The sequence below is a fragment of the Rhodococcus quanlei genome, assembly GCF_055231015.1.
Map to the genome: position 1 here is coordinate 47,839 of NZ_JBUYWD010000027.1, position 25,755 is coordinate 73,593.

The 25,755-nt window shown below is 64.7% G+C and carries 28 protein-coding genes and 1 tRNA gene; 15 read left to right on the forward strand and 14 right to left on the reverse strand.

Going from position 1 to position 25,755, the window contains the following annotated elements; translation table 11 throughout:
- Window positions 1-149: 149 nt before the first annotated feature.
- Both mfd and ACZI8Q_RS19015 read left to right on the forward strand, forming a co-directional pair.
- Window positions 150-3,788 (forward strand): transcription-repair coupling factor, encoded by a 3,639-nt coding sequence (gene mfd, locus ACZI8Q_RS19010; protein ID WP_463375168.1) that lies wholly within the window; start codon window positions 150-152, stop codon window positions 3,786-3,788.
- 4 nt (window positions 3,789-3,792) lie between these two features.
- Window positions 3,793-4,614, forward strand: coding sequence for a nucleoside triphosphate pyrophosphohydrolase (locus tag ACZI8Q_RS19015; protein WP_463375131.1), 822 nt, complete (start codon window positions 3,793-3,795; stop codon window positions 4,612-4,614).
- 31 nt (window positions 4,615-4,645) lie between these two features.
- On the opposite strand, the gene ACZI8Q_RS19020 is transcribed toward ACZI8Q_RS19015, so the two are convergent.
- Window positions 4,646-5,104 carry a nuclear transport factor 2 family protein gene (locus ACZI8Q_RS19020; protein ID WP_463375132.1) on the reverse strand — a complete coding sequence of 153 codons (459 nt, stop codon included), beginning with the start codon at window positions 5,102-5,104 and terminating at the stop codon, window positions 4,646-4,648.
- A gap of 99 nt (window positions 5,105-5,203) precedes the next feature.
- On the opposite strand from ACZI8Q_RS19020, the gene ACZI8Q_RS19025 reads away from it, so the two are divergent.
- The 6 genes from ACZI8Q_RS19025 to ACZI8Q_RS19050 all read left to right on the forward strand — a co-directional run bounded on the left by ACZI8Q_RS19025 (window position 5,204) and on the right by ACZI8Q_RS19050 (window position 10,362).
- Window positions 5,204-5,776, forward strand: a complete 573-nt coding sequence (locus ACZI8Q_RS19025) for a TetR/AcrR family transcriptional regulator (RefSeq protein ID WP_463375133.1) — start codon at window positions 5,204-5,206, stop codon at window positions 5,774-5,776.
- Window positions 5,777-5,856: 80 nt separating this feature from the next.
- Entirely contained in the window at window positions 5,857-6,588 is a 732-nt protein-coding gene (locus ACZI8Q_RS19030; RefSeq protein WP_463375134.1) for a lytic transglycosylase domain-containing protein, read from the forward strand.
- 182 nt (window positions 6,589-6,770) lie between these two features.
- The gene (gene eno / locus ACZI8Q_RS19035) at window positions 6,771-8,057 is read left to right on the forward strand and encodes a phosphopyruvate hydratase (RefSeq protein ID WP_463375135.1); all 1,287 of its coding nucleotides are present in this window, start codon (window positions 6,771-6,773) and stop codon (window positions 8,055-8,057) included.
- Between the two features lie 18 nt (window positions 8,058-8,075).
- On the forward strand, window positions 8,076-8,825 hold the full coding sequence (locus ACZI8Q_RS19040; protein WP_463375136.1) for an FtsB family cell division protein: 750 nt from the start codon (window positions 8,076-8,078) through the stop codon (window positions 8,823-8,825).
- The gene (locus ACZI8Q_RS19045; RefSeq protein WP_463375137.1) at window positions 8,822-9,379 is read left to right on the forward strand and encodes a DUF501 domain-containing protein; all 558 of its coding nucleotides are present in this window, start codon (window positions 8,822-8,824) and stop codon (window positions 9,377-9,379) included. The genes ACZI8Q_RS19040 and ACZI8Q_RS19045 overlap by 4 nt, the downstream gene beginning before the upstream one ends.
- Entirely contained in the window at window positions 9,376-10,362 is a 987-nt protein-coding gene (locus ACZI8Q_RS19050; RefSeq protein ID WP_463375138.1) for a Ppx/GppA phosphatase family protein, read from the forward strand. Before ACZI8Q_RS19045 ends, ACZI8Q_RS19050 begins: the two co-directional genes overlap by 4 nt.
- An 18-nt stretch (window positions 10,363-10,380) precedes the next feature.
- Here the strand turns inward: ACZI8Q_RS19050 and ACZI8Q_RS19055 are convergent, their stop codons facing one another.
- The 11 genes from ACZI8Q_RS19055 to ACZI8Q_RS19105 all read right to left on the reverse strand — a co-directional run bounded on the left by ACZI8Q_RS19055 (window position 10,381) and on the right by ACZI8Q_RS19105 (window position 15,964).
- Window positions 10,381-10,953 carry an Asp23/Gls24 family envelope stress response protein gene (locus ACZI8Q_RS19055; RefSeq protein ID WP_463375139.1) on the reverse strand — a complete coding sequence of 191 codons (573 nt, stop codon included), beginning with the start codon at window positions 10,951-10,953 and terminating at the stop codon, window positions 10,381-10,383.
- On the reverse strand, window positions 10,953-11,546 hold the full coding sequence (locus tag ACZI8Q_RS19060) for a DUF6286 domain-containing protein (RefSeq protein ID WP_463375140.1): 594 nt from the start codon (window positions 11,544-11,546) through the stop codon (window positions 10,953-10,955). Before ACZI8Q_RS19060 ends, ACZI8Q_RS19055 begins: the two co-directional genes overlap by 1 nt.
- A complete protein-coding gene (locus ACZI8Q_RS19065) occupies window positions 11,543-11,935 on the reverse strand; it encodes an Asp23/Gls24 family envelope stress response protein (protein WP_463375141.1) in 393 nt (130 codons plus the stop codon). Before ACZI8Q_RS19065 ends, ACZI8Q_RS19060 begins: the two co-directional genes overlap by 4 nt.
- Entirely contained in the window at window positions 11,928-12,107 is a 180-nt protein-coding gene (locus tag ACZI8Q_RS19070) for a hypothetical protein (protein WP_463375142.1), read from the reverse strand. The genes ACZI8Q_RS19065 and ACZI8Q_RS19070 overlap by 8 nt, the downstream gene beginning before the upstream one ends.
- 57 nt (window positions 12,108-12,164) lie before the next feature.
- The gene (locus ACZI8Q_RS19075) at window positions 12,165-12,452 is read right to left on the reverse strand and encodes a hypothetical protein (RefSeq protein ID WP_463375143.1); all 288 of its coding nucleotides are present in this window, start codon (window positions 12,450-12,452) and stop codon (window positions 12,165-12,167) included.
- Window positions 12,449-12,757, reverse strand: a complete 309-nt coding sequence (locus ACZI8Q_RS19080) for a hypothetical protein (RefSeq protein WP_463375144.1) — start codon at window positions 12,755-12,757, stop codon at window positions 12,449-12,451. The genes ACZI8Q_RS19075 and ACZI8Q_RS19080 overlap by 4 nt, the downstream gene beginning before the upstream one ends.
- 39 nt (window positions 12,758-12,796) lie before the next feature.
- Window positions 12,797-13,264 carry an Asp23/Gls24 family envelope stress response protein gene (locus ACZI8Q_RS19085; RefSeq protein ID WP_463375145.1) on the reverse strand — a complete coding sequence of 156 codons (468 nt, stop codon included), beginning with the start codon at window positions 13,262-13,264 and terminating at the stop codon, window positions 12,797-12,799.
- Window positions 13,265-13,442: 178 nt separating this feature from the next.
- Window positions 13,443-14,795 (reverse strand): DUF4185 domain-containing protein, encoded by a 1,353-nt coding sequence (locus ACZI8Q_RS19090; RefSeq protein WP_463375146.1) that lies wholly within the window; start codon window positions 14,793-14,795, stop codon window positions 13,443-13,445.
- 64 nt (window positions 14,796-14,859) lie between these two features.
- Entirely contained in the window at window positions 14,860-15,435 is a 576-nt protein-coding gene (locus tag ACZI8Q_RS19095) for a DUF6069 family protein (protein WP_463375147.1), read from the reverse strand.
- A 73-nt stretch (window positions 15,436-15,508) separates the two neighbouring features.
- On the reverse strand, window positions 15,509-15,778 hold the full coding sequence (locus ACZI8Q_RS19100; RefSeq protein ID WP_463375148.1) for a hypothetical protein: 270 nt from the start codon (window positions 15,776-15,778) through the stop codon (window positions 15,509-15,511).
- A 112-nt stretch (window positions 15,779-15,890) separates the two neighbouring features.
- Window positions 15,891-15,964 (reverse strand) — tRNA-Leu (locus ACZI8Q_RS19105).
- Between the two features lie 93 nt (window positions 15,965-16,057).
- Here ACZI8Q_RS19105 and ACZI8Q_RS19110 point away from each other — a divergent pair.
- Entirely contained in the window at window positions 16,058-16,471 is a 414-nt protein-coding gene (locus ACZI8Q_RS19110) for a hypothetical protein (protein ID WP_463375149.1), read from the forward strand.
- A 597-nt stretch (window positions 16,472-17,068) separates the two neighbouring features.
- Entirely contained in the window at window positions 17,069-17,695 is a 627-nt protein-coding gene (locus ACZI8Q_RS19115) for a transglycosylase SLT domain-containing protein (protein WP_463375150.1), read from the forward strand.
- Window positions 17,696-17,757: 62 nt separating this feature from the next.
- Here ACZI8Q_RS19115 and ACZI8Q_RS19120 read toward each other — a convergent pair whose 3' ends face one another.
- Window positions 17,758-18,594 carry a mycofactocin-coupled SDR family oxidoreductase gene (locus tag ACZI8Q_RS19120; protein WP_463375151.1) on the reverse strand — a complete coding sequence of 279 codons (837 nt, stop codon included), beginning with the start codon at window positions 18,592-18,594 and terminating at the stop codon, window positions 17,758-17,760.
- Between the two features lie 143 nt (window positions 18,595-18,737).
- Between ACZI8Q_RS19120 and ACZI8Q_RS19125 the strand changes: the two genes are divergently transcribed.
- The 4 genes from ACZI8Q_RS19125 to ACZI8Q_RS19140 all read left to right on the forward strand — a co-directional run bounded on the left by ACZI8Q_RS19125 (window position 18,738) and on the right by ACZI8Q_RS19140 (window position 22,639).
- A complete protein-coding gene (locus tag ACZI8Q_RS19125; protein ID WP_463375152.1) occupies window positions 18,738-19,577 on the forward strand; it encodes an IclR family transcriptional regulator in 840 nt (279 codons plus the stop codon).
- 39 nt (window positions 19,578-19,616) lie between these two features.
- Entirely contained in the window at window positions 19,617-20,795 is a 1,179-nt protein-coding gene (locus ACZI8Q_RS19130) for an acyl-CoA dehydrogenase family protein (protein WP_463375153.1), read from the forward strand.
- 28 nt (window positions 20,796-20,823) lie between these two features.
- Entirely contained in the window at window positions 20,824-21,960 is a 1,137-nt protein-coding gene (locus ACZI8Q_RS19135; RefSeq protein WP_463375154.1) for an alpha/beta hydrolase family protein, read from the forward strand.
- Between the two features lie 67 nt (window positions 21,961-22,027).
- Entirely contained in the window at window positions 22,028-22,639 is a 612-nt protein-coding gene (locus tag ACZI8Q_RS19140) for a TetR family transcriptional regulator (RefSeq protein ID WP_463375155.1), read from the forward strand.
- A 50-nt stretch (window positions 22,640-22,689) separates the two neighbouring features.
- Here the strand turns inward: ACZI8Q_RS19140 and casG are convergent, their stop codons facing one another.
- Window positions 22,690-24,351 carry a steroid-24-oyl-CoA synthetase gene (gene casG, locus ACZI8Q_RS19145; RefSeq protein ID WP_463375156.1) on the reverse strand — a complete coding sequence of 554 codons (1,662 nt, stop codon included), beginning with the start codon at window positions 24,349-24,351 and terminating at the stop codon, window positions 22,690-22,692.
- Between the two features lie 193 nt (window positions 24,352-24,544).
- On the opposite strand from casG, the gene ACZI8Q_RS19150 reads away from it, so the two are divergent.
- On the forward strand, window positions 24,545-25,738 hold the full coding sequence (locus ACZI8Q_RS19150) for an NADH:flavin oxidoreductase (RefSeq protein WP_463375157.1): 1,194 nt from the start codon (window positions 24,545-24,547) through the stop codon (window positions 25,736-25,738).
- The last annotated feature ends 17 nt before the right edge of the window (window positions 25,739-25,755 follow it).

A 25,755-nucleotide genomic window follows, 5' to 3' on the forward strand; every position in this document is an offset into this window, starting at 1 on the left:
GTTCCGCCGCAGCGGTCGCGGACTGCCCGGATCGACTACTCTGGTTCAGTCCGCAACCGGCCGCCGCGGCGCGGCCCGAGCTGTTCGCCGGCAGTTCGTCATCACTGCTCAGGAGTGCTTCGTTGTCTTCATCGCCCGCAACCTCGTCGCTGTCGGCCGATACCCGCCTGTCCGGTCCGGTGCCACTGTCCTCTCTGGCGTCGGCCGCGTTGAGCGATGCCGTGTTGGGTGAAGTCACGAAGCGGGTCGGTGCCGCCGAACTGGATGTCGTCGCTCCCGGTGCGGCACGCCCGTTCGTGGCAGCCGCGTTGGCCGAACACACCCAGCTGCTGCTGGTCACCGCCACCGGCCGCGAAGCCGACGATCTCACCGCCGAACTCCGCGAGATGATCGGCGCCGGCGTCGCCCAGTTCCCTTCGTGGGAGACCCTGCCGCACGAGAGGTTGTCGCCCAGCGCCGACACGGTCGGCCGCCGGCTCGAGGTGTTGCGCAGGCTGGCACGGCCGGACGACACCCTCTACGGTGCGCCGTTGCGGGTCGTCGTGACCACCGTCCGCTCCCTGGTGCAACCGATGGCCCCCGGTCTCGGGGAGATCGAGCCGGTGGTTCTGCGCGCGGGTGTCGAGATCGACTTCGACGGCCTGGTCCAGAGGTTGGTCGAAATGGCGTACACCCGCGTCGACATGGTCGGAGGGCGTGGTGAATTCGCGGTGCGTGGCGGCATTCTCGATCTGTTTCCCCCGACCGCCGATCACCCGGTGCGTGTCGAGTTCTGGGGTGACGAGGTGACCGAGCTGCGGTCGTTCTCCGTTGCCGATCAGCGGTCGTTGCCCGAACTCGAGACCGCCGCGGTGATCGCCCCGCCGTGCCGCGAGTTGTTGTTGACGCAGGACGTGCGTGATCGCGCCGCCCAGTTGGCGCTCGACAATCCCGCCGATGCCGCGCTGGTGGAGATGCTCGACAAGATGTCCGGCGGTATCCCGGTGGAGGGCATGGAGGCACTGTTGCCGGTGCTGCGTCCGGGTCAACTGCAGTTGCTCACCGATGTGCTGCCGGACGGATCCCACGTGCTGTTGTGTGATCCCGAGAAGATCCGCACGCGCGCAACGGACTTGGTGCGGACCGGTCAAGAATTCCTCGAGGCGTCGTGGACAGCGGCTTCGATCGGCGGCGCAGCGCCCCTGGACACCTCGATCCTGAAGGGTGACGACATCGACCTGGGTGCCTCCGCGTACCGGTCGCTGCGCCAGGTGCGTGAGTCCGCCGAGGCGTCCGGCCGCCCGTGGTGGACCATCAGCCCCCTGTCGTCGGGGAGCGGCGACGAACTCGAGCTTGCCGTACAGGCAGCGCCGCAGATCCGCGGTTCCGACGAACTGCTGTCGGAGCTGTTCGTCACCTTGCGCGCGCATGTCACGTCCGGGGGGCGCGCGGCGGTGGTGGTTGCGGGTTCCGGTACGGCCCAGCGCATCCTCGAGAGGCTGAAAGAGGCCGAGGTGCCTGCTGCTCTGTTGCCCGACGGAACGCCTCTCGGCCGGGGGCAGGTCGGTGTGCTGTGCGGATCGTTGCACGACGGAATCGTGTTGTCGGGTGACGAGTCGACCCCCGGACTCGTGGTGGTCACCGAGACCGATCTCACCGGCAACCGGGTGGCTGCGGTCGGCGACGGGAAGCGGCTGCCGGCCAAGCGCCGTAACCAGGTCGATCCGCTGGCTTTGTCCGCCGGTGACATGGTGGTGCACGACCAGCACGGCATCGGACGTTTCGTCGAGATGGTCGAGCGCACCATCGGCGGGGCCCGTCGTGAGTATCTGGTGATCGAATACGCGGCCAGCAAGCGCGGCCATCCTGGTGACCGCCTGTTCGTTCCGATGGAATCGCTCGACCAGTTGTCTCGCTACGTCGGCGGTGAACTGCCCGCGCTCAGCAAGCTCGGTGGATCGGACTGGACCAACACCAAACGCAAGGCACGCAAGGCGGTTCGGGAGATCGCCGGAGAACTGGTCCAGTTGTACGCGGCACGTCAGGCCGCACCCGGCCACGCGTTCGGGCCGGACAGTCCGTGGCAGAAGGAAATGGAGGACGCGTTCGCGTTCACCGAGACGCAGGATCAGCTGACAGTGATCTCCGAGGTCAAGTCGGATATGGAGAAGGCGGTCCCGATGGACCGCGTCGTGATCGGTGACGTCGGCTACGGCAAGACCGAGATCGCCGTGCGGGCCGCTTTCAAGGCCGTACAGGACGGCAAGCAGGTTGCTGTTCTGGTACCCACCACACTGCTCGCGCAGCAGCATCTGCAGACGTTCACCGAGCGGATGGCGTCGTTCCCGGTCAAGGTTCGGGGGCTGTCTCGATTCACCGACCCGGGAGAGTCCAAGGAGATCGTGGCCGCGATGGCGGACGGCGACGTCGACATTCTCGTGGGCACCCACCGGCTGCTGCAAACCGGTGTGCGCTGGAAGGATCTCGGCCTCGTGATCGTGGACGAGGAGCAGCGTTTCGGTGTGGAACACAAGGAACACATCAAGGCGTTGCGCACCCACGTCGACGTGCTCACCATGTCGGCCACTCCGATTCCGCGAACCCTCGAGATGAGCATGGCCGGTATCCGTGAGATGTCCACCATCCTCACGCCGCCGGAGGAGCGGCACCCGATCCTCACCTACGTGGGTGCGTACGCCGACAAGCAGGTCGCCGCCGCCATTCGGCGTGAACTTCTGCGTGACGGTCAGGTCTTCTATGTGCACAACCGGGTCAGCTCCATCGACAAGGCCGCCAAGAAGCTCCGTGAACTCGTCCCCGAAGCCCGGGTCGTCGTCGCGCACGGGCAGATGAACGAGGAGCGTCTCGAGAAGACGGTGCAGGGGTTCTGGGAACGCGAGTTCGATGTTCTGGTGTGCACCACCATCATCGAGACCGGTCTCGATATCTCGAACGCCAACACCTTGATCGTCGAACGCGCGGACTCGCTGGGCCTGTCGCAGTTGCACCAGTTGCGTGGCCGCGTCGGACGTAGCCGTGATCGCGGTTACGCCTACTTCCTGTATCCACCGGAGAAACCGCTCACCGAAACCGCCTACGACCGGTTGGCGACGATCTCGCAGAACTCCGACCTCGGTGCCGGTATGGCGGTGGCGATGAAGGACCTCGAAATTCGTGGTGCCGGCAACGTGCTGGGCGCCGAACAGTCCGGCCACGTGGCCGGGGTCGGTTTCGACCTGTACGTCCGCCTGGTCGGTGAGGCGGTGGAAGCGTTCCGTGCGGCCGCGGACGGTCGTCCGATCACGACGGACGATGCCCCCAAGGAAGTGCGGATCGACCTGCCGGTCGACGCCCATATTCCCCCCGATTACGTGACGAGTGATCGTCTGCGACTCGAGGGATATCGCAAGCTGGCCGCGGCCACCGATCACGACGGCATCAAAGCCGTGGTCGACGAACTGGTCGACCGGTACGGACCGTTGCCGGAGGAGGTGCGTCGCCTGGTATCGGTCGCGAAACTGCGCCTGCTCGCCCGCGAGTACGGGCTCGAGGAAATTGCGGTGGTGGGTACGCAGATCAAGATCTCGCCGATGCAGTTGCCGGACTCGAAGCAGATGCGTCTCAAACGCGTCTATTCGAGTGCGCAGTACCGCGCCACCACCGGCATGGTGCAGTTGCCGCTTCCGCGGGCCGGTGCCGGTGGCATCGGTGCGGACCGGGTCCGCGATGTCGAGCTTCTCCAGTACATCGCCAATCTGATCCTCGCCATGGACGGACGTGCCGCCGACGCCGTCGTGATGGAGGCATGAACACGTGACCGTGGTACTTCTCGACCCACGCCGGCCCACGATGGTTCCGTTGGAGGCGGTGGCGTTACTGGGTTCAGGAGTGCAGTTCACGGCGGAAGTGCCGGAGTCCACTCGCATGCTGCTCATCGAATCCGAGCAGTCGGACGTATTGGTATCGACGGACCGCGACCACCGAACCGTCCGTGATCGCATGGCGGCGGGGGACACAGTCATCGCGGCGCCGAGCGTGCCGGGCGACGAACTGTCCGAAGCCGTCGAGGTGATGGACCGGCTGTGGAGTTACGGCGGCTGGGAAGTGACGCAGACCCACAAGAGCCTCGCGCACTATTTGGTCGAGGAGACGTACGAGGTCGTCGACGCCATCGAGGCCGGAGATTCCGGGTCGTTGCGCGAAGAACTGGGGGACCTGCTGCTGCAGGTGCTGTTTCACTCGCGTATCGCAGCTGCGGCGGATCGGTTCGACGTCGACGATGTTGCGGCAACCTTGGTGGCGAAATTGGTGCACCGCAGTCCACACCTGGCGCAGGACGTGGTGGGGCCCATCGACATCGCCGAGCAGGAACGGGCCTGGGAGATCCGTAAGGCTGCGGAGAAAGCCCGAGCGTCGAGTATGGACGGCATCGCACTGAGTCAACCGGCGGTATCTCTGGCGCGGAAGGTCATTCAACGAGCAAACGTTCCCGTCGACGAGGTTCCGTCGCGGATCGCCGAGGGGATCGACCGCGTCACCGAGGCAGGAGATCGTTTGCGTGCCGACATCGCCCGATACATGGCCGACATTCGCGCCGCGGAGGGACGCGCCCGCGAGGACACGACTGGCGAGTAGCCCGCTTAGGTCAGGTCGGGAACGGCGGTGTTCACCCGAAGGGCAGTGTCACTCCCCGCTCGTGTGCCGGTCGGGTGCCGAAGATGCGGCGTTCGGATTCGAGGATGGGGATGTCGTTGATGCTCGATTCGCGGCGATTCATCAGGCCCTCCTCGGTGAACTCCCACAACTCGTTGCCGTAGCTGCGCCACCATTGTTCGCTCCCGTCGCGACATTCGTACTGGTAGCGAACCGCAATCCGGTTACCGCGAAAAGCCCACAACTCTTTGCGTAGAGCGTAATCGCGCTCACGCGCCCATTTCTGCTGCAACAACTCCACGATTTCGGCCCGCCCGGTGACGAACCGATCTCGGTTCCGCCACACAGAGTCCGGTGTGTAGGCCGCTGCTACTTGTTCGGCATCGCAAGTGTTCCAGGCATCCTCGGCGGCCTGCACCTTCGCAAGCGCAGACTCCTCATCGAACGGGGGTAGTGGGGGACGTGTGGTCATCGTCGTACTCCTATTGTTCTGCCCGATCCGGAGAACGATCGTTCTCCGATGGTGAGCTAGTGTAGAGAATGAACGTTCTCCTGGGAAGTGTGGTGTGCCGTGAACGAAGTAGAAGCCCGGCAACGATTGCTGTCCGCAGCCGAAACGCTGTTCTACCGGCGGGGGATTCAGGCAGTCGGGATGGACGAACTACGGACGGCGGCCGGAGTGTCGCTGAAGCGGCTCTATCAATGTTTTCCATCCAAACAGCAACTGGTCGAGGCATACCTCGAGCAGCGGGACGAGAAGTGGCGAGGAGAGCTGGTCGCGTACGTAGAGCGATCTGCTACAGACCCGACTGCACGGCTGCTCGCCGTATTCGACTGGTTGAACGTGTGGTTCACACAGCCCCATTTCTGTGGATGCGCGTTCATCAACTCGTTCGGCGAACTCGGGGGTACGTCCGTTGGAGTCGCGGATTCTGTCCGCCGTCACAAAGCCGCCCTGCAGCAGTACATCACCGACCTGAGTGAAGGTTTGCCTGTCGGCGACCCGGATATGCTTGCCCGCCAGCTCTTCCTTCTCGTGGAAGGTGCGATCACCACCGCCGCGATCGTCGGTGATGCAAACGTCGCTACTGACGCGCGAAGCGCCGCAACCAGCCTGATCGGTGCAGCGACCACTGAACCGTGAGCAGGCGGAAGACACAGCGTGATCGGGTGAGCCGTATCTCGATCTACGGACAGCAACGCCATCGTGTGGATGATGGAGGCGTGCCCAGAAGAAGTCTTGCTGCTGCCGCACTGGCGGCCGTGATCGTGACCGTGAGCGTCGCCTCGTGCTCCGAGCGCTCGCGCGTCGACATTCCGCAAGGCATTCCCCCCGGGCCAGGCGCTCCCATCCCGCCGATCGACATCGAGGCCCCCGGGCGCTCCGCGGACCAACTGCATGCGTGGGCGGCGGAGCAGAGCGGCATCCTGGGCATCGGCCGGACAGCGCTCGAGGCCTATGGCTACGCCGCAGCAGTGATGGAGTCTGCCCGCCCGGAGTGCGGGATCGGCTGGACCACGCTGGCGGGTATCGCCAGTGTGGAGAGCAAACACGGAACCCATGACGGGTCGCAGGTGGCGCCGACGGGGCAAGTGGATCCGGTCATCAGGGGAGTTGCCCTCGACGGCAGGCCCGGTGTCGCCGAAATACCCGACACGGACGGTGGCGCCCTCGACGGAGATCCCGTCCACGATCGGGCCATGGGGCCGATGCAGTTCATCCCCGAAACCTGGACGCGGTGGGGTGTCGACGCCAACGGCGACAGGGTCGTCGACCCCGACAACATCGACGATGCGGCACTCACCGCAGCCCGGTACCTGTGCGAACGCGGCGGGGATCTCACCACGCCCGAGGGCTGGCGCAACGCGCTGATGGCCTACAACCTGTCCGGTGAATACCTCACACTCGTGCGGGACCGGGCGTCCGCCTACTCGGTGGGCGTACCGATCGACTGAGAAGCCCGGGGGCGCCGACAGGTCACATCCCGCGTGCCGAGGGCGCGTCGGTGCCGGCGTGCATGGCGCTCCGGTTAGGCTGTGTGCTGGCAGGAACCCGAGGCCGAGAACGAGTCACGGCCCTCGCTCGACCCCGGAGCGGTCGATGCCCAGTGCGAAGCCCATCGAAGGAGAACCACAAAGTGGCCATTATTGAGCAGGTCGGCGCCCGCGAGATTCTCGATTCCCGTGGTAACCCCACGGTGGAAGTCGAGGTTCTGCTGGACGACGCAACCTTCGCACGTGCGGCTGTGCCTTCCGGCGCGTCGACCGGTGAGCACGAGGCCGTCGAGCTTCGCGACGGTGGTGCCCGCTACAACGGCAAGGGCGTGGAGAAGGCCGTCGAGGCCGTCCTCGGTGAGATCGCGCCGGCCATCATCGGCCTGGACGCCACCGAGCAGCGCACTGTCGACCAGGCGCTTCTCGACGCCGACGGAACCCCGGACAAGTCGCGCCTCGGCGCCAACGCCCTTCTGGGGGTCTCGCTGGCCGTGGCCCGTGCGGGTGCCGAATCCTCCGGACTCGAGCTGTTCCGTTACGTCGGCGGCCCGAACGCGCACATCCTGCCCGTCCCGATGATGAACATCCTCAACGGTGGGGCGCACGCCGACACCGGTGTGGACGTCCAGGAGTTCATGGTCGCGCCCGTCGGAGCGTCGAGCTTCAAGGAATCCCTGCGCTGGGGCGCCGAGGTCTACCACGCACTCAAGGCCGTCCTGAAGGAGAAGGGGCTGTCCACCGGCCTCGGTGACGAGGGTGGCTTCGCTCCCGACGTCGCCGGCACCAAAGAAGCTCTGGACCTCATCGCCACCGCGGTGTCCAAGACCGGCCTGAAGCTGGGCAGCGACATCGCCCTGGCCCTGGACGTGGCGGCCACCGAGTTCTACACCAAGGGCACCGGCTACAAGTTCGAGGGCGAGAACCGCACGGCCGCACAGATGGCTGCGTTCTACTCGGAACTCGTCGACGCCTACCCACTCGTCTCGATCGAGGATCCGCTCGACGAGGACGACTGGGAAGGCTGGGTCGACCTCACAAACTCCATCGGTGACAAGGTGCAACTCGTCGGTGACGACCTGTTCGTGACAAACCCGGACCGCCTCGAAGAGGGCATCGTCAAGGGCGCCGCCAACGCGCTGCTGGTGAAGGTCAACCAGATCGGCACCCTGACCGAGACGTTGGACGCCGTCGACCTGGCACACCGCAACGGCTACAAGACCATGATGAGCCACCGTTCCGGCGAGACCGAGGACACCACCATCGCCGACCTCGCGGTTGCCGTGGGCAGCGGTCAGATCAAGACGGGTGCCCCCGCCCGGTCCGAGCGGGTCGCCAAGTACAACCAGTTGCTGCGCATCGAGGAGAATCTCGGTGACGCTGCGCGCTATGCGGGAGAGGTTGCGTTCCCGCGTTTCGCTTTCGACAGCTGATGTGGAGCTGATCTTCCAGTGGCACAACGCGGCAGACCGCGGTCATCCGGAGCAAGTCCGGGTGGTCGCGGTTCCGGGCGTCCCGAACGGACCCGCCGCACGCGCGGTGGTGCATCGGGTAGGGCGCGTCCGCCTCGTAAGGCCAAGACAACCTCGGGCACCCCACGGGCCGAGTCCGTCGATCCGGCGGACGGTGGAACGATCCTGCCGGGCCGTGCGAAGCCACGGAAGGTCAGTGCCGAATCTCGCGACAGTACAGACAGCCGACGCAAGCCCCTCGCATCCGAGCACACAATTCTCGGTCTCTCGACCGGACGGGCACTGATCCTCGCAGTCGTCGTTCTGGTGCTGGCACTGACGTTGGCGGTGCCATTGCGTACCTACATGACACAGCGCGCCGAAGCTGAGCAGGTTGCCGCCGAGCGGGTTGTACTCGAACGGGAGTTGGACAGACTTCGAGATCTCGAGGAGCGGTACTCCGATCCGGCATACATCGAAGCTCAGGCCCGTGAACGCCTCCGGTTCGTCAGACCGGGAGACACCCCCTATCAGGTGCAGCTTCCCGGTGACTACCAAAAACCGGAGACGCCGGAAGAAGAGGCGGCGAAGGTTACCGGGCCGTGGTACCGGGATCTGTGGCGGACGATTTCCGAGCCACAGCCCGAACCCGAATCGCCGCCGCCACCCGATCCCGCCCAGCCGCCAACCCCCGCGCCGCAGCCCCCACCAGAAGCACCACTTCTCGAACCAGGAGTACCCACCGGGTGACACCATCGTCCGACAACCCCAGCAGCATCCGCCCCGAGGATCTCGAGGCAGTTGCGGCCCAATTGGGCCGTGAACCTCGTGGTGTGCTCGACATCGCCTACCGTGCGCCCGATGGACAACCAGGCGTCGTGAAGACGGCGCCCAGGCTTCCCGACGGCACCCCGTTCCCTACGCTCTACTACCTGACCGACCCCCGGCTCACAGCCGAGGCGAGTCGTCAGGAGTCGGCCGGGGTGATGAAGGAGATGACGGAGCGGCTCGGGACCGATGCGGATCTGGCGGCCGCCTACACGGCGGCCCACGAGGCGTACCTCGCGGAGCGGAATGCGATCGAATCGCTCGGCACCGACTTCACCGGTGGTGGCATGCCCGACCGGGTGAAATGCCTGCACGTTCTCATCGCGCACTCGTTGGCGAAGGGGCCGGGAGTCAATCCGCTCGGAGACGAATCGGTGGTCCTGGCCGCGCGCGCAGCAGGTGGCAAGCTTCGTGGGACCGCGATCCCCGCGGACTGGCCCGGTATCGACGAACCAGATGGCGAGCCCGGGCAGTGACGCGGACAGCCACGACTCAAGGTGAGACTCGAGATGATGGGAAGCGGGTCGCCGCCGTCGACTGCGGAACCAACTCGATTCGCCTGCTGATCGCCGATATCGACTCCGACGGTGTGCTCTCCGATGTGCGCCGTGAGATGCGTGTCGTCCGTCTGGGACAAGGTGTCGACGCGAACGGGGCGCTCGCGCCGGAGGCGATCGAACGGACCCGTGTCGCGTTGAGCGAGTACGCAGGCATGATTCGGGATGCCGGTGCGTCTGCTGTCCGCATGGTTGCCACGTCGGCCACCCGCGACGCTGCGAACCGTGAGGACTTCTTCGCGATGACTCGCGAGGTACTCGGGGCCGTGATTGCCGGTGCCGAGGCCGAGGTGATCACCGGTGACGAGGAGGCCAGGCTCTCGTTCGCCGGAGCTGTGGGCGAACTCGACGCGTCGGCCGGGCCGTATGTGGTGGTCGACCTCGGAGGCGGCTCGACCGAGCTGGTTCTCGGCAATGCAGACGGTGTGGAGGCCGCGCATTCCGCCGATATCGGGTGTGTCCGGCTCACGGAGCGTTGCCTGCCCAGCGATCCGCCCACCGCCGAACAGATTGCGGCGGCCAGGGATTTCGCGGCAGATCGGTTGTCGGAGGCGTTGCGCCGGGTCGATGTCGCCAAGGCCCACACCTGGGTGGGAGTCGCCGGCACGATGACGACTCTTGCGGCGATCGCGAAGGAACTACCCGAATACGACGCCGAGCAGGTGCACCTTTCTCGTGTATCGCTGCCGCGGTTACACGAGATCTGCGATCGGCTTGTGGCGATGAACCACGACGAGCGGGCTGCTCTGGGGCCGATGCATCCGGGCCGTGTGGATGTGATCGGTGGGGGAGCGATCGTCACGAAGGTGCTGGCGGAGACGTTCGCCGACCGTGCCGGTATCGCGGAACTCGTCGTCAGTGAGCACGACATTCTCGACGGTATCGCCCAGTCGTTGATGTGACTGTCGATCGTGTGACGGTCAGCTGACCCGGCTTCCGGCGTCGTTACGCGACTTGTCGAAGTGGATGGTCGTCCGGGTGGCGATCGAGGTGGTACCGAGAACGTGCGCGACGTCGGCGCACACCTCGTCGATTCGGTCGGCGATCCGGCCGAGATTCCCGGCGGTATCGACTGTGACCGTCAGATCCACTGTGCGGGTTCCGCGGTCGACAATGGCCTTGGATTTGGCATTGTGCACGCCCGGGCTTGCCTCGAGAGCGCGAGCAGCCGCCTCGGCAACCGAGCCGACATCGGCGACCAGCGCACCTTCACGGCCGCTGCCCTCGAGTTGCAGGGTCTTCAGCTTTGACGCGGGTGAGTGCGCGAACAGCCACCGCAGGGCCAGCAAGATCAGAACGACGCCGCCGATGCCGATCACCCACGGCCACCATGTGGAGTCGGTAGCCGTGACCAGCCCCGGTGCCGTGAGCACTTCCGGCATGTCGGGGAGCAGGGACGTGTTCCAGATCAGGGCGGCGGCGCCGACGGCAATGAGTGCGACCCCGATGAACAGGGCCAGAAAGCGGTCGAAGAATGTGGCCGAGCGGCTCATCAGCGCTCTCCCGACTTCGTACGGACGGTGATCTTCGGTGCAGATTCGAGACCGGACAGAGCATCTCGGACCGACTCGGCGATCCCGATCTTGATGGCGGCGGCATCTGCGCCGGTGACCTGGGAAGTCACCGACACCTTCTTGCGGGACGCGGTGGTGCGAGTCGACAGCACACCCGGCACGGTTTCCGTTGCAACGGACGAGATCCGGGCGACGTCGGACGGGGGGATCCATACGCTGGTGCGCGCTTTCACGGGTATCGCCGTCTTGCGGCGAGGCTTGAGGGCAGCGATCAGCCACCACAAGCCGAGCAGGACAAGGCTTATCCCGACCGGGATCATCCAATGGTCGAACGTCAGACCGTCGATCCAGTCAGCGGCAGTCTTCGTCCACATCCGCCCGTCGATCCAGTCGGCGGCGACCATCGCATCACGGATTCCGACAATTCCTACAGCGACCAGGCAAAGCGACAGGATTGCGCCGACGAGGCCCGCGGCGGGCGCTGCGACGGGTGGCTTTCCAGGAGCGGGGTAGGCGACCGCCTCGGTGGATTCCGTGCGTCCGGCGTCTTCGGAGGGGGCGTGACTCGTCATGGGATGTTCCTTCCCGTGTCCTCCTCGGCGGGGGAGACGACCCTCGGGATCGACACGTCGACACCGTCGACCTCGAGCCCCGCATAGTCCGACAGTGCGGCAGCAACGTTACGACGGACGTCGTTGCCGACGCTGGGGAGGGAATTGGGCCATTCCACCGCGATGTCGATGTGAGCTCGTACCCGATCTCCTGCGATGTAGACGCGCGTACGAGGGAAGTCGCGACGGGTGAACTTCGACAGTCCGACGGCATGTTTTTCGACCCCCGGTGTGTCGAGTGCTGCCTTCGTGGCCAGACGTTGGGCGACCTTGTTGCGGATCACCAAGTTTCCACGGGTACCGGCCTCTGCGTCGGAAGTAGCCGCATCCGGGGCGTCGTGGTCACCCACGACCGCGTCCCCGTAGCAGGGTGGTGACATCGAAGTCGCCGTCTCGTTGTCCGCCGAGGACGAAACCGATCAGGCCGAGGACGATCGCGAGGAGGAACCCGGTGAATCCGCCTGCTGCCGCAGCGACTCCGAGTAGAAGTCCTGCGAAGAGGCCGAGTGTGGAAGTCTTCATTGTATCCTCCGATAATTTCTGGCCGAGCTCTGTTCCGCGGTCGCTGGCTGGGATGAATCAGAGCGTGATGTAGCGATTCGATCGCCCGGCGATTCGCTTGCCCGCTTTGCGGTAGACCCGGCGTGCAATACGCAGGGCGTTCGACTTCTTGCTGTGTGCGATCACGATGTTCGGCCGGAAGCGTGCATCGATTTCGGCGAAGGCTGCGTCCAACTGTTCCTGGGTGCCGCCGATGTCCGGGTGGTAGCGCCGTGCGGCCGCCCGGCGCGCCGTGTGGCGATCCGGGTAGCCACGCCAGTCTTCTTCGGTCGTCTCTTCGTTGGTCATCGCCTGTGAACCCGTCATGCCGAGTCGAGTGCCTTCTTTCGGTCGGGAACTACGTCGGCGATCGTGACATCGACTCTCGTGCCGGTGATCGATCCGACGGCCTTCCGTACCCGCTCCGCCACCTCAGCGACCACGACGTCGTAGTAGACCGTGACATGGACGTCCGTGCGGGTTTCGTCGGTGCGGACTCCGGCCACCCGGCGACCGGGCAGGTAGGTGCCCACCTCGCCGAAAGTTCCTGCGTGCAGCGCAGCCACTCCCGGGACCTCGAGTACTGTCGCTGCGATGACGTCGGCAGGCTCGGAGGTGTCATCTGCGCTCATCGGTAGCCTCCTGTCCGCTCGCACCTGTCCGAATCGGAATCACTGAACTCGTGACGGCGCCGGCTCTTCGGCTTGATCGTCGTCGTCCGATTCGACGTGCACGTCGTGCACGGTGACGTTGACCTCGGTCACCTGGAGGCCGGTCATGCCCTCGATCGCGGCGATGACGTTGCGGCGGATACCGGTTGCGAGGTCGGCGATCGAAACCCCGTACTCGGCGATGATGTCGATGTCGACGGCAGCCTGCTTCTCGCCGACCTCGACGGACACGCCCTGTGCATGGTTGACGCTTGCACCCGGGATGCGTTCGCGGAGGGCGCCGACGACGCGGGATGCGCCGCCGCCGACCGAGTAGACGCCGTTGACTTCACGGGTGGCGATGCCCGCGATCTTGGACACGACCGTGTCGGCGATCGTGGTCTTTCCTTGGGAGCTCACCAGTGCGGAGTTGTCGCTCGAGGAGTCCTTGGGAAGGTCCGGGGAAGTGGAGGAGGTCGGGCTGGTCATGAGTCACTCCTTGTGTGCGCGGTATGTGGCCGCGTGATGGTGTCCTGATAACCGAACGGTTCTATCGCAGCTATACCACGATTCGTCCATCCTTACGCACGGGCAGTGTAGGGATGTGAACGGAAAGCAGTGCTCAGCCGAAGACGTGTAGCACCTGCTATTCGATCGGGTACTCGAGTTATTCGTTCGGGTACTCGACGTCAAGCAATCGAGCCTCGCCGGTGTCGGTGGGAGCGGGACGATCGACCGAATCGGTGGCTGCCATCTGCAGGCCGTTCAGATCGGTACGCATGTAGATCACGTTGTACCGATTCCATGTGGTCGCGACGAAGTGAAGGTATTGCCCATCCGATTTCGGGTGCATGAATCCGCCGTACAGCCCGGGCAGCATCGCCACGTTGAGGAGAGTCTGGGTGCCACTCCACGGACCTTCGAGCTGATCGGCCTGCCGGATGACCAGACCCTTGACCGGGTCGGTGTACATTGCGACGAACTTGTTCAGGTAGTTGTTCCACTGCACGGACAGCTCGCTGACGTTGCCGGGAATGACCTCGGCAGCCGCCGTGATGTCCGGTACCCAGGTCGATCCGTTCCAGTACTCGTACGCTGCGAGGTCGTTGATCTGCGCGCCTTGCACGCGTGCGAGCCGCGCCGGTCCGAATCGTCCTGACGGGGTGCCGAATTCGTAGATCCATCCGTTCTCGCCGGGCACGAATGCGCTCTGCTGGAAGTTCTCGTTACCTGCGGAGACGGCCGGGATTCCGGGAATTTCCAGTCCGGCCGCATTGACTCGGGCCGTAGCGGGTTCGGTCGTCCAGGTCTCACCATTGTCGGTGGACCGGGCGAGACCGGAATAGTTGGTGGTCCATTCTCCGGGTGTATCCCAGCTGCGTACGGACATGTAGCGCACGTACTGGTCCGACCCGACGGCAATGCCCGCGGTCGGGATGACGGTGTATTCGATCGGGCTGCCCGGTGGCAGGCCGAGCAGCCCGTCGATGACCTGCTTCGAGTGGCCGGGCGCGTCGAGCGGCGAACTGTCGATTCGCATCCCGTCCGCAAGGTCGGTGTCGCTGCTGCGGAACAGGACGTTGCTGCGCCAGTCGGCGCCCGTCGTCTCGCAATCACCGACTGTGTCGCCGAATGCCATGAGGGTGTCGCCGTTGTGTGCGTCCCACATGATGCCCAGGTCGGTGCCGGAGACGCTGAAACGCTCGATCGTGTTGTTCGGGCTACCCGGTCCCGTCACCATCTCGATGGCCTGTGTCCGCCCGGTGAGTACGGGAACCCCACCGTCCGGCGGGCCGGTCAGCCACGGTAGGCCGAAGTCGCGCAGCAGCGAGCTCGAGCTGCCCATCGACGCGCTGCCACTGCTGCCGTTGGACTGCCCGCAGGGGCCACCCTGCTGGGCTGCAGCCGACGACCCGGCCGCCACCGACAAGGAGACCGCCATCGCGGTGGCCGAGGCCACCGACACCCACCTGTTCACGCGCACGAAGTCTCGTCCCTTCGAAGATCGGGTTTCGCGCATCACCTAAACACGGCGGAGTGTGGCGTGTGTGACTTGTGGGAAAATTGTTACCCGAACGCCGGGCCTACTGGCGGCGGACGATCGCCGACGAGCCGATGGAACCGAGCAGGGTCATGATGCACAACCCGATGATGAGGTTGAGCGCCGAGGTGGCGATCTTGGGACCGAGATCGGCGACCAGAGTGAACGGTAGCAGCACCGCGAGTGCGGTGATCAGGCCGATGATCCAGCGGAAGAACTGCAGTGGGCTCGGCATGAACGCCAGCAGGAGGGCGAGTAGTCCGGTGGCGGCCAGTGCCACGGCGGCGCCCGCCAGTGCGTAAGAGGTTGTCGATACCGTGCCGTATGTACCCGCACCTTCGGGGGCCAGAATCGCGATGTTCAAGATCCCGCGGATGAGCATGATGCCGACCACGATCACCAACGCGACCACCAATGCTGTGCCGAGGCCGCCCGCCCACAGCCGACCCAGATTGATCTCCGGTGTTTGCCGCTGCGGTTCCTGCGGCTGCTGGGGATGCCCGGGTTGCTGCGGAAAGCCGGGTTGCTGCGGATAGCCGGGCTGCGTCGGGTAATCCTGCTGCGGGCGGTAATACTGATGGGGGTCTTGTCGGCCACGGTTGTAGGACGGATCCGTCATACGGGGAAACTACCTTGAAGGGCGCCGTCATTTCATGCGAAACACCCCCATGTCGACTGGTGGCATCGAGGGTCTACCAGTCGTCGACCGCGGCCAATTCGGTCCCGATTCGATCGGTCTCCTGTCGGACCTCGTCGCGGTTGCAGACGTAGTCGGGGTTGTCACGGTTGACCGCGGCGAGGCCGGCCTGGACCGCCTGACCGGTGGACGGGTATGCGCCGACCGGCTCACCGTCCTCGGTCCACCAAACGCGTACGTAGCAGCCGTTCGGCGACGGAGAGAACCCGATTGCGCGGTCGCCGCGGCGAATCTTCGGCCACACATCGGGATATCCGCTGCTCATTGGTCGACCTCGGCGTCGGTGAGACCGAGGGCGGCGTTCTTGCCGTGGGTGCTGATCACGCGGTGATCTTCTCAGGACGGTACGACACGGTCTCGGTAGTCGGCATCACCAGTGCCCCCAGTCGGACTCGAACCGACACTGTGCGGATTTTAAGTCCGCTGCCTCTGCCAATTGGGCTATAGGGGCGCCTCGCATACTTTAGCGATCTTGCAGTGCGAGTCGGTCTGCCGCCCGTGTATCCGGTTACAGTGCCCGAACCTAAGGCGACAGGAGTGGGCATTGCGGACGTTCATGGCGTGCTCGGTGGTATCGGTGTTCTGCACGGTGTTGATCTGCACATATGTCGTGCCGCCGCTACTCGTCCACGGGTACGTGGATGTCGGGGGCCCGGGCTTCGAGTTGCTGGTCGTGTTTCCCACGCTGATCGCCATCCCGGTCAGTCTCGTGGCTGCCCTGATGAGTGCACCCGTTCTGTGGGCGACGAAACGTCGCCCGAACGCTGCGCTCGCATGTGCCGCCGTCGGGCAACTGGTCACCTGGACGGGGATTGCCGTCATCCTGGTGTGGGCGTTCGCGTATCCGTCGACTGGATGGGAACTCGTGACGCTGCCCTTCGCCCTGATCGCCGGTCAGTCGGTCGTCGCGGTTGGGCTCGGCCTTCTCCTGCGCCGGTACCGACTCGGCGCACCGTGACCAGAACCCGCTTCTGGGTGCCTGATTGCAAAATGATCACGAAAAGTGCAGATGTATTGATTTGTTGGCGGATTATTCTGTGAGTACGGTCACCGCGCTCGATGTGAGTTATCAGTGCAGGTAGAAAGCAAATCGTCACATCTGTGCGCGCTGCGAACGCGGCGTGGAAGGTGAAATCACACCCTGGGTGTTCACCTTCCGTTAACCTACCGCGATCAATCTGTTATCTGTCAACGAAACAGACACAACGTCTGACCAGAACGAGGAGTTGTTGCTCCATGCGGACCAGCCCCGCATGTGCAGCGCCCCGATCCACCACGCAGTGGTGGCTGTCAGCGCCATAGCGTCCCAGCAGGTACGTATGCGCCCATAGGCGCGCACAGGGCGCCCGTTTGTATACGGACGTGACAGAGCGGTTGTCGATCGAGCAGTCGCACGGGTCGCATCACGGCGACCGGGGAGTGAATCCCCTTCTTCCACAACCCAATCCAACAACAGCATACGGCGCGCCGGTGAGTGCTATCCGCACCGGCGTAGATCAGTGCTGCCTGTTGTTCGGCCACAATCGGCCCCAGCTGCTTAGGAATTCATCTCGTCATGCTCGTAAACACCCTGTTCCGAACCGCGAATCGTCGTTCCACATCGTCGCGTCCCGCCGGATTGGCCGTCAGCGCAGCAGGTATCGCGATCGCTGCTGTCGCCACCGTGACCTCGGCCGGTGCGTACACGGCGCACGGTGAAGAATCCGTGCCCGCGATCGAGGCTGCCGCCGTCGTAGAGCAGGCGCCGACTCTCGAGCCGCAGTCCGCTCCGCTGCCCGCAATGGTTCCCGCTCCAGCACCGGCTCCTGCACCGGCTCCTGCACCTGCACCTGCACCGGCTCCTGCTCCCGCACCTGTCTATGCAGACAATCTGGACGGCTGGATCCGCGAGGCGCTCGACATCCTCGCTGCCAACAACATTCCCGCCAGCTACGACGGAATCCACCGCAACATCATGCGCGAGTCGACGGGTAACCCGCAGGCCATCAACCTCTGGGACTCGAACGCCGCCGCCGGCATCCCGTCCAAGGGGCTGCTTCAGGTGATCGACCCGACGTTCGCGGCGTACCACGTCGAGGGCACGTCGACGAACATCTGGGATCCGGTCGCGAACATCGTCGCGGCATGCAACTACGCGTTCCACCGCTACGGCGGGATGGACAACGTCTTCTCTGCGTACTGAACGCGCGGTGAGCGGCTGACGAGTCCAGAGACTCGTCAGCCGCTCACAGGCGGCGAAGCCGCCTACCCCGTTACCCGTGCGGCATTTCCCGCGTCCACAGGGAGTACGGTGCCACTGATATGTGCGCTGCCCTCCGCCGTGAAGAACAGGACGACGCGGGTGATCTCGGAGGCTTCCAGCCACGGCACCGGCTGGGCATGAAGGCTTTGAAAGATCGGCGCCACATCCGAGGCTTCCGGGGAATCGAGATCTGGACGCATCATGGAGTAGAGGGCGTCGTTGTGAATCATGGGCGTCGAAATATTGCCCGGCGCAATGGCATTCACGGTGATCCCGTGCGGTGCGAGGTCGAGTGCGGCGCTTTTCGTGAGGCCGATGACACCCCACTTCGACGCCGCATACGCGCCCATGTTGGTGTTTCCGGCACGGCCGAGCATCGACGAGATCGTCACGATGCGCCCGTAGCCGCGCCGAATCATCCCTGGCGCCACAGCTCCCACCGTGTTGAAGACACCGGTGAGGTTGGAGCCGATCGCCTCCGACCACTGCGTCTCGGTGAGCGACTGAACGGGCCCGGCGACCGAGACGCCCGCGTTCGCGACCGCGATGTCGATCCGCCCGAATTCGGACTCTGCCTGCGCGACCAGTGCCTCCATGGCGGACCGGTCGGCGGTGTCGATCCTGCTGGTGATGCACCGGCGGCCGGTTGCGCGTACCAGTTCGGCCGTCTCCTCCAGATCCTCCGCGGTGGCCAGGGGGTACTCGACCGCGGGGGAGTTCTCACAGCGATCGCACAAGACGATGTCTGCTCCTCGCTCGGCGAACGCGACTGCGTGGCTGCGACCCTGACCGCGGGCACCGCCGGTGATGAGCGCTACGCGGTTGTCGAAGTCGTTCATGGATTACCCCTTCTGTCGGCGCACGGTTGCACGTCGGTGTCGCCGAAATATCTTCCCAGTGGACGGAACCACTGCTACCGTAACAAGAATTCATTTCAGTTTTGTTGAGATCGGGCTTTTGACCTGGGTGTACGGAGGCGGTCATGACGGTTGTGGATTCGAGGGACGCGATGTCGGCAACACCGCCCAAGGAGGAACCGCCGCCGTCGATGGTCGAGAGAATGACTCTGATTCTCGATGCGTTCGAGGGCAGAACATCGCGGCTGATGCTCGAAGAGATCACCTGCCGAACCCGACTACCACGCTCGACCGTATACCGAATCCTCGACCAGTTGGTCCGACTCGACTGGGTCGACCGCGCCAGCTTCGGCTACTGCCTCGGACGCCGAGCGATGGGTCTGACCGTCGACGACAACGAACCGGGTCGCATTCGCGCCGCCGCGGCGCCTGTGCTTCACGAACTGCACATGCGCACGGGAATGGTCGTCCACCTCGCCGTTCTCGAGGGTGCGGATACCGTGTATCTCGACAAGGTCGGCGGAAGGATGGCCGGCCGACTGCCCTCCCGAGTAGGTGGGCGCGTTGCCGCCCACGCCACGGCCTGCGGAAAGGCGATGCTCGCCGGGATCGGCCCCGAGGACGTCGACCGCTTGTACGGGGAGCGTCTCGAACGCCGAACGGACCGGACCATCACGGCGCTGGAAGCGCTGCATCAGGAACTGAGCCGGATTCGTCGACGCCGAGGTCTTGCGTTCGAGCACGGTGAGTCGGTCACCGGGTTCGGTTGCGTCGGCATCGCGATTCGCGGCGTGGACGGCCCGGTAGCCGGTCTGTCGTTGTGTGCCGATGCCGGCGTGACCCAGATCGAGCGTCTGGCCCCACTCCTGGTCGAAGCCGGGCGGGAAATCACTCGTACGCTGCGGGCCGATCGGGAAACCCGAGGCCCCCACACCACCCTGACATTCGAGCAGAAGCCCGCCTAGGCAACGTGCCGGGCACCGAATCAGAGAGCGGAGATCACCATGGGTCGGGTAATGGACCGAATCGAACAGCACGCAGAAGAGCTTCGCGCCGAGGGTGTGGAAGGCGACAAACTGATGCGCTTGTCGGACACGTCGGCCAAGCGCCTACGCGATACCGGTGTGATGCGGATGCTGCAACCGAAGGAATACGGTGGATTCGAAACTCATCCCCGAGAGTTCGCCGAAACGGCGATGGCTATCGGCGCCATGGATGGTGCGGCCGGGTGGGTCAGCGGCATCGTCGGTGTCCATCCGTGGGAGCTCGCACTGTTCGACCGCGCGGCACAGGACGAGGTCTGGGGCGACGACCCCGACATGTGGATGGCCTCGCCGTACGCACCCATGGGCGTAGCGAAGCCCGTCGACGGCGGCTACATCCTCGACGGGCGCTGGTCGTTCTCCTCGGGCACCGACCATTGCGGCTGGGTGATGATCGGGGCCGTCGTCGGTGATGCGGAGGGCAAACGGGTGATGCCGCCGGAGGTCCTGCACGTGTTGTTGCCGAGGTCGGACTACGACATCGATCCGGACAGTTGGAACGTGATCGGATTGCGCGGAACCGGATCCAAAGATCTCATCGTCGAGAAGGCATTCATTCCACAGCACCGAACATTGCAGGCGGCCAAGGTGTTCGACGGGTCGGCCGCACAGGATGCCGGGCGCCGGCAGTCGCTCTACAATTTCCCGTTCTCATGCATCTTTCCGCTCGGCATCACGTCGTCGCTGATCGGTATCGCCGAGGGCGCGTTGGCCTGTCACATGGACGCCCAGCGCGAGCGGATCACGGTCTCGGGTGCGGCGATCAAGGACGACCCGTACGTGATGTTCGCGATCGGTGATGCAGCCGCCGAGATCGCCGCATCACGTGCCGCGATCCTCGAGACCGTGGACCGCTTCTGGGACCTGACGGAGAAGGGCAAGGAAGTCACCTTCGAGATGCGTGCCGTCGGGCGTCGCACCCAGACCGCCGCGGCCTGGCGGGTGGTTCGCGCAGTCGACGAGGTCTTCGCGCGCTCCGGTGGTGGCGCACTCAAGCTCGACACGCCGATGCAGCGCTTCTGGCGTGATGCCCACGCCGGGCTTTCGCACGCCATTCACGTACCTGGATCGATCTTCCATTCTTCTGCGCTCACCGAGCTCGGTGGACAGCCCAAGGGAATTCATCGCTCGATGATCTGATCGCCGACTCCACGAAAGGTTTCTTCTCATGACCGACCTTCGAAGTCTCGGTGCGGCGCTTGCGCTCGTCGTGCTCGCCAGCGCGTGCTCGGCCGACACCACCGAACCGCAGGAGCTGTCTCCCGGAACGTTGCTCACCTCGACTGCGATCGATACCGGCCCGGTGCTGCCGAGCGCTGCCCGCAACGAGCGGATCACGTATCTGTCGCAGGACGTGAACGGTGGTCCGGTCGTGGTGTCGGGAACCGTGTCGATTCCGGATGCACCGGCTCCCGCCGGAGGGTACCCGGTGATCAGTTGGGCGCACGGCACAACCGGTGTCGCCGATGCCTGCGCACCCTCCGCAGATTTCGACGGCGGTCCCGTACACGGGTACCTGGCCGGGGTCGACAATTCACTCGACTCGTGGGTGGCGGAAGGGTATGCGGTGGTCCAAACCGACTACCTGGGCCTGGGCACCCCTGGCATACACCCCTACATCAACGCTGAGACCGAGGTGAATGCGTTGGTCGACATCGTGCGGGCAGCGCGGAACCTGGATCAGGACATCGGCTCCGACTGGTTCGTCGTCGGACACAGTCAGGGTGGTCAGGCGGCATTGTTCACCGCCGCCCAGGCCGGTGAACGCGCCCCCGAACTCGACCTCGAAGGTGCGGTGGCGATCGCACCGGGCAGTGGCCTCGACCAGATGCCCCGCTATTTCCAGTCGAATGTTCCGGGGATCGAAGCGGCGCAGGCTTTCCTGCCACTACTTCTGCTCGGAGCCCAGGCTGCCGATCCGGCCATCGATCCCGACACATTGTTGACAGAGCAGGCGCAGCCGCTGTTGGTGGCAGCGCGGACGGGATGCCTCGACGCCATACGCGAGGTTCCGCCGGTGCCGGCAGGTCAGGTCTTCCGGGACGGCGCAGATCTGGGGCCGTTGACCGAATACCTCGGGCACCAGGAACCCTCCCGTGTTCAGGTGGAGATTCCGACGCTCGTGGTGCAGAGCTCGGGTGACCGCGTGGTCACCAAGAGCAGCACCGACGCGATGGTGCAGGCGTTGCGTGAGAACGGCAGCGAGTTCACGTACCTCACCTACGAGGGTGCCGATCATCGCGGCACGATCCCGGCGTCCCAGGGGGACGCGCAGGACTTCGTAGCCGAGGTCCTGGCTCGCTGATGTCGAAACGGTTCTGGGCGGGTGCGAGAATCGACACGACCGAGAGTGCTACGTGAGGGGATGAACGGTGCCGAGGATCGCCGAAGGCAGGGATGCGGCCGAACCGAGTTCGCAGGAGCAGCATGCTCGCCACCTGCGCATACTCGCAGCTGCAGCGGATCTGGCCGGTGAAAAGGAGTTGGCTCGCGTTCAGATGCTCGAGGTGGCCAAACGTGCAGGGGTCGCCATCGGCACCCTGTATCGCTACTTCCCGTCCAAGTCGCACCTCTTCGTGGCGGTGATGGTCGACCAGATCGACCGGATGGGTGCAGGATTCGCTGCCGGCGCCCAGTCCGGTGTCTCGCCACAAGACGGTGTCTACAATGTGCTGGTCAAGGCCACGAGTGCGTTGCTCCGGCGTCCCGCGCTGTCGACCGCGATGATCCAGTCCACCACCACGGCCAACTCTGCTGTCGTGCCCGATGCCGACAAGGTGGACCGCGCTTTCGCGCAGATCATATTGGATGCGGCAGGGATCGAGAATCCCACCGAGGAGGACACCACGGTGCTGCGACTGATGGTGCAGCTGTGGTTCGGCGTGATCCAATCCTGCCTCAACGGGCGCACCACGGTATCCGAGGCGGAGTACGACATTCGCCGGGGCTGCGATCTACTCCTGGTGAATCTGTCGCGCCACTGAAGCGCTGTCACCGTGGATCGGATACCGAGCCACGGTGACAGATCTCGGTTTCAGACGGTGATGTTGCGGCGAATCATCTTGCCGGTAGCGTTGCGGGGCAGCAGCTCACGTGTGAAACGCCAGCGCGTCGGCACCTTGTAACGCGACAGGCGTTCGGATGCGAAGTCGCGTAGTTCTTCATCGGTCGTCGTGGCGCCATCCCGCATCACCACCACAGCGGAGACCTCCTGACCGAGTTCGTCGTGTGGCATGCCGATCACGATGCACTCGACCACGCTCGGATGCTCGTCGAGGCACTGCTCGATTTCGGTCGGATACACGTTCTCGCCACCACGCAGGATCAGATCCGATCGACGGCCTGTCAGTCGCAGCCGTCCGTTCTCGACCAGCCCGTAGTCACCGGTACGCAACCACCCGTCCGGTCCCAGTGCCGCATCTGTGGCCGCTTGGTCATTCCAGTACCCGAGCATCACGAACGGACTGCGTACGCATACCTCGCCCTCCACCCCATCGGGAAGCCATTCCCCGAACGGGTCACGGATCTCCATGTTCACCGTGATGATCGGTCGTCCCAGAGTTCCTGGAAACTGTTCGAGCTCGGGGCCTGAGGCCACCGCGATCGCAGTGCTGCACTCGGTGAGTCCGTAGCTGTCCACCAAGGCATTGCGGGCAAACGGCACCTTCTCGCGCAGCCGCTCCTTGAATGCGACCGACGACGGCGCGGACGCCAGCGCGAAGGCAGTCAGCGACGACAGGTCGTACCGATCGAGGTTCTCGTGTTCGACGAGCCGCGATGCCATGGTGGGTACTGCGCCCCAGTTCGTGACCCGCTCTCGCTCGACGAGGCTCAGCACCGCATCCACATCGAATCCACCCTGATGCATGACGACGGCGCTGCCGGTGGCCAGGCGTGGGATCACCAGGTTGTGCAGGCTCGCAATGTGAAACAACGGTGAGGTCAACAGGTAGCGCAGTCCGCTCGGTGTTTCCGGATCGGCAGGCTGCCCACTGAACGCGCCGATCAACGCGTCGTTGAAACGGTGGTAGTCGACGACGGCGAGGATATTGCGCTGCGAGTGCAAGGCGCCTTTGGGTCTGCCGCTCGTGCCGCTGGTGTAGAGAATCGCTGCCGGGTCGTCCTCGTCGACCTCGGTGTGGAGAAGTTCGGCGTTCGCGTGTTCGCGGAAGATGCGGGGCAGATCCGTCTCCGTACCGATCACAGGGATGTCGGTGCCGACGGACTCGAGTATGCGCGTTCGCTTCTCGTCGGCCACCACGACGGTCGGTGTGCAGTGGTGGAGTCCGTACTCGACTTCTCGCGGAACCCACCAGCCGTTCATTGCGACGGTGATGGCACCGAGTACCTGAGTTGCCCAGAACGTGATGACCCATTCGGGACTGTTGGCGGCGAGGATGGCCACCCGGTCGCCCTTGCGGACGCCGTATTCGTCGCGCAACGCAGTCGCGAGGGCTGCGACGGCGTCGGCGTGTTCGGCATAGGACAGCCGACGATCGGCGGTGACCAGATAGTCGCGCTCGCCCCACCGGCGGGAGTCGTGAACCAGTTCGCCCACCGATCGGCCACGATTCTTCATCACGGGCATGGTGGATCCGCGTACGTCCCCCTCGACGAGTTCGAATCTTCCGCCGGGACCGGTGAGATGCGACATCACCTTGTCCAGGAACAGCTGGGGATCTGTTGGGGCTGTCATGGGATGACCTTTCGTCCGGATGGGTACGACCTGATGCGCGGGGTGCGACCAAACCTTTGCGCATTCGTTCCGTCACAAGATCGCACGCCGGCACCGTCATTCGGATTCAGTTGCCACTGAGCGGGAACGACGTCGCATCCAGGACGAGGGGGCCGCTACCTTCGGTCGCGAATCAGAGCTGGAGGACGTACCCATGAAGACAGAACTCGACCCACCTACCGTGAAAGTCGATCCACTCGCCCCAGCCAAGCTCGGGCCGATCACGCTGCGCAATCGCGTGATCAAAGCGGCGACGTTCGAAGGCCTGACGAGGAAGGGGCTGGTCTCCGACGAGCTGATCGAGTTTCATCGACGGCCGGCGGCAGGGGGTGTGGGGATGACCACGGTTGCCTACTGCGCTGTGTCTCCGGACGGGCGAACCGCTCCCGGTCAGATCACGTGGCGAGACAAGGCCATGCCAGGTCTGCGCAAGCTCACCGATGCTATCCACGACGAAGGTGCTGCTGTGTCGGCACAGATCGGGCATGCCGGTCCTGTCGCCGCAGCAAAGTACATCGGGTCGCCGGCACTCGCGCCGTCCCGAGCGTTCCGCATCACCACCCAGAACCTCACCAAACCGGCCACCCACGCCGATATCGTCCGCATCACCGAGGCCCACGCGGAGGCCGCCCGCCGCGCGGTGCAATCAGGGTTCGATGCCGTGGAAATCCACTTCGGCCACAACTACCTGATCAGCTCCTTCCTCAGCCCGAAACTCAACAAGCGCACGGACTCGTACGGCGGGTCACTGCGGAACCGGGCACGGTTCCTTCTCGACACTGCACGGGCCGTCCGCGATGCGGTCGGGGGCAAGATAGCGATCCTGGCCAAACTCAACATGGACGACGGCGTGCCGGGCGGGTTCTGGGTGGACGAAGCCATCCAGGTCGCGCAGTGGCTCGAGCAGGACGGGACGCTGGATCTCCTCGAACTCACTGCCGGTAGTTCTCTGCTCAATCCCATGTATCTGTTCAAGGGTGAGGCACCCATTCGGGAGTTCGCCGCGACGTCGCCGCAGCCGACGAAACTGGGCATTCAGATGGTCGGCAAACACTTCCTCAAGGAGTACCCCTACCGCGACGCCTACCTGCTCGAGGACGCTCGTCAGATCCGCGCTGCGGTCGATATGCCTCTCGCGTTACTCGGGGGGATAACCGGCAAGGAGACGATGGACCTCGCGATGGCCGAAGGTTTCCAGTTCGTCGCAGTCGCACGGGCATTGCTACGCGAACCCGATCTCATCAGGCGTATTCAGGCGCAGGACCACAAACCAGGACTGTGTACCCACTGCAACAAGTGCATGACGGCAATTTACGGCGGCACCCACTGCGTGTTCCGCAAGCCGTGATCCGAACGGCGTTGTCG

Bases quoted from the DNA above. Each gene is read 5' to 3' on its own strand.
- ACZI8Q_RS19150 (WP_463375157.1), top strand. From the start codon at position 24,545: ATGAAGACAGAACTCGACCCACCTACCGTGAAAGTCGATCCACTCGCC.
- ACZI8Q_RS19075 (WP_463375143.1), bottom strand. From the start codon at position 12,452: ATGACGGGTTCACAGGCGATGACCAACGAAGAGACGACCGAAGAAGAC.
- ACZI8Q_RS19095 (WP_463375147.1), bottom strand. From the start codon at position 15,435: ATGACGGATCCGTCCTACAACCGTGGCCGACAAGACCCCCATCAGTAT.
- ACZI8Q_RS19085 (WP_463375145.1), bottom strand. From the start codon at position 13,264: ATGACCAGCCCGACCTCCTCCACTTCCCCGGACCTTCCCAAGGACTCC.
- ACZI8Q_RS19100 (WP_463375148.1), bottom strand. From the start codon at position 15,778: ATGAGCAGCGGATATCCCGATGTGTGGCCGAAGATTCGCCGCGGCGAC.
- ACZI8Q_RS19060 (WP_463375140.1), bottom strand. From the start codon at position 11,546: ATGACGAGTCACGCCCCCTCCGAAGACGCCGGACGCACGGAATCCACC.
- ACZI8Q_RS19020 (WP_463375132.1), bottom strand. From the start codon at position 5,104: ATGACCACACGTCCCCCACTACCCCCGTTCGATGAGGAGTCTGCGCTT.
- ACZI8Q_RS19070 (WP_463375142.1), bottom strand. From the start codon at position 12,107: ATGAAGACTTCCACACTCGGCCTCTTCGCAGGACTTCTACTCGGAGTC.
- casG (WP_463375156.1), bottom strand. From the start codon at position 24,351: ATGACAGCCCCAACAGATCCCCAGCTGTTCCTGGACAAGGTGATGTCG.
- ACZI8Q_RS19090 (WP_463375146.1), bottom strand. From the start codon at position 14,795: ATGCGCGAAACCCGATCTTCGAAGGGACGAGACTTCGTGCGCGTGAAC.
- ACZI8Q_RS19080 (WP_463375144.1), bottom strand. From the start codon at position 12,757: ATGAGCGCAGATGACACCTCCGAGCCTGCCGACGTCATCGCAGCGACA.
- ACZI8Q_RS19135 (WP_463375154.1), top strand. From the start codon at position 20,824: ATGACCGACCTTCGAAGTCTCGGTGCGGCGCTTGCGCTCGTCGTGCTC.
- ACZI8Q_RS19120 (WP_463375151.1), bottom strand. From the start codon at position 18,594: ATGAACGACTTCGACAACCGCGTAGCGCTCATCACCGGCGGTGCCCGC.
- ACZI8Q_RS19130 (WP_463375153.1), top strand. From the start codon at position 19,617: ATGGGTCGGGTAATGGACCGAATCGAACAGCACGCAGAAGAGCTTCGC.
- ACZI8Q_RS19115 (WP_463375150.1), top strand. From the start codon at position 17,069: ATGCTCGTAAACACCCTGTTCCGAACCGCGAATCGTCGTTCCACATCG.
- ACZI8Q_RS19055 (WP_463375139.1), bottom strand. From the start codon at position 10,953: ATGAGCCGCTCGGCCACATTCTTCGACCGCTTTCTGGCCCTGTTCATC.
- ACZI8Q_RS19125 (WP_463375152.1), top strand. From the start codon at position 18,738: ATGACGGTTGTGGATTCGAGGGACGCGATGTCGGCAACACCGCCCAAG.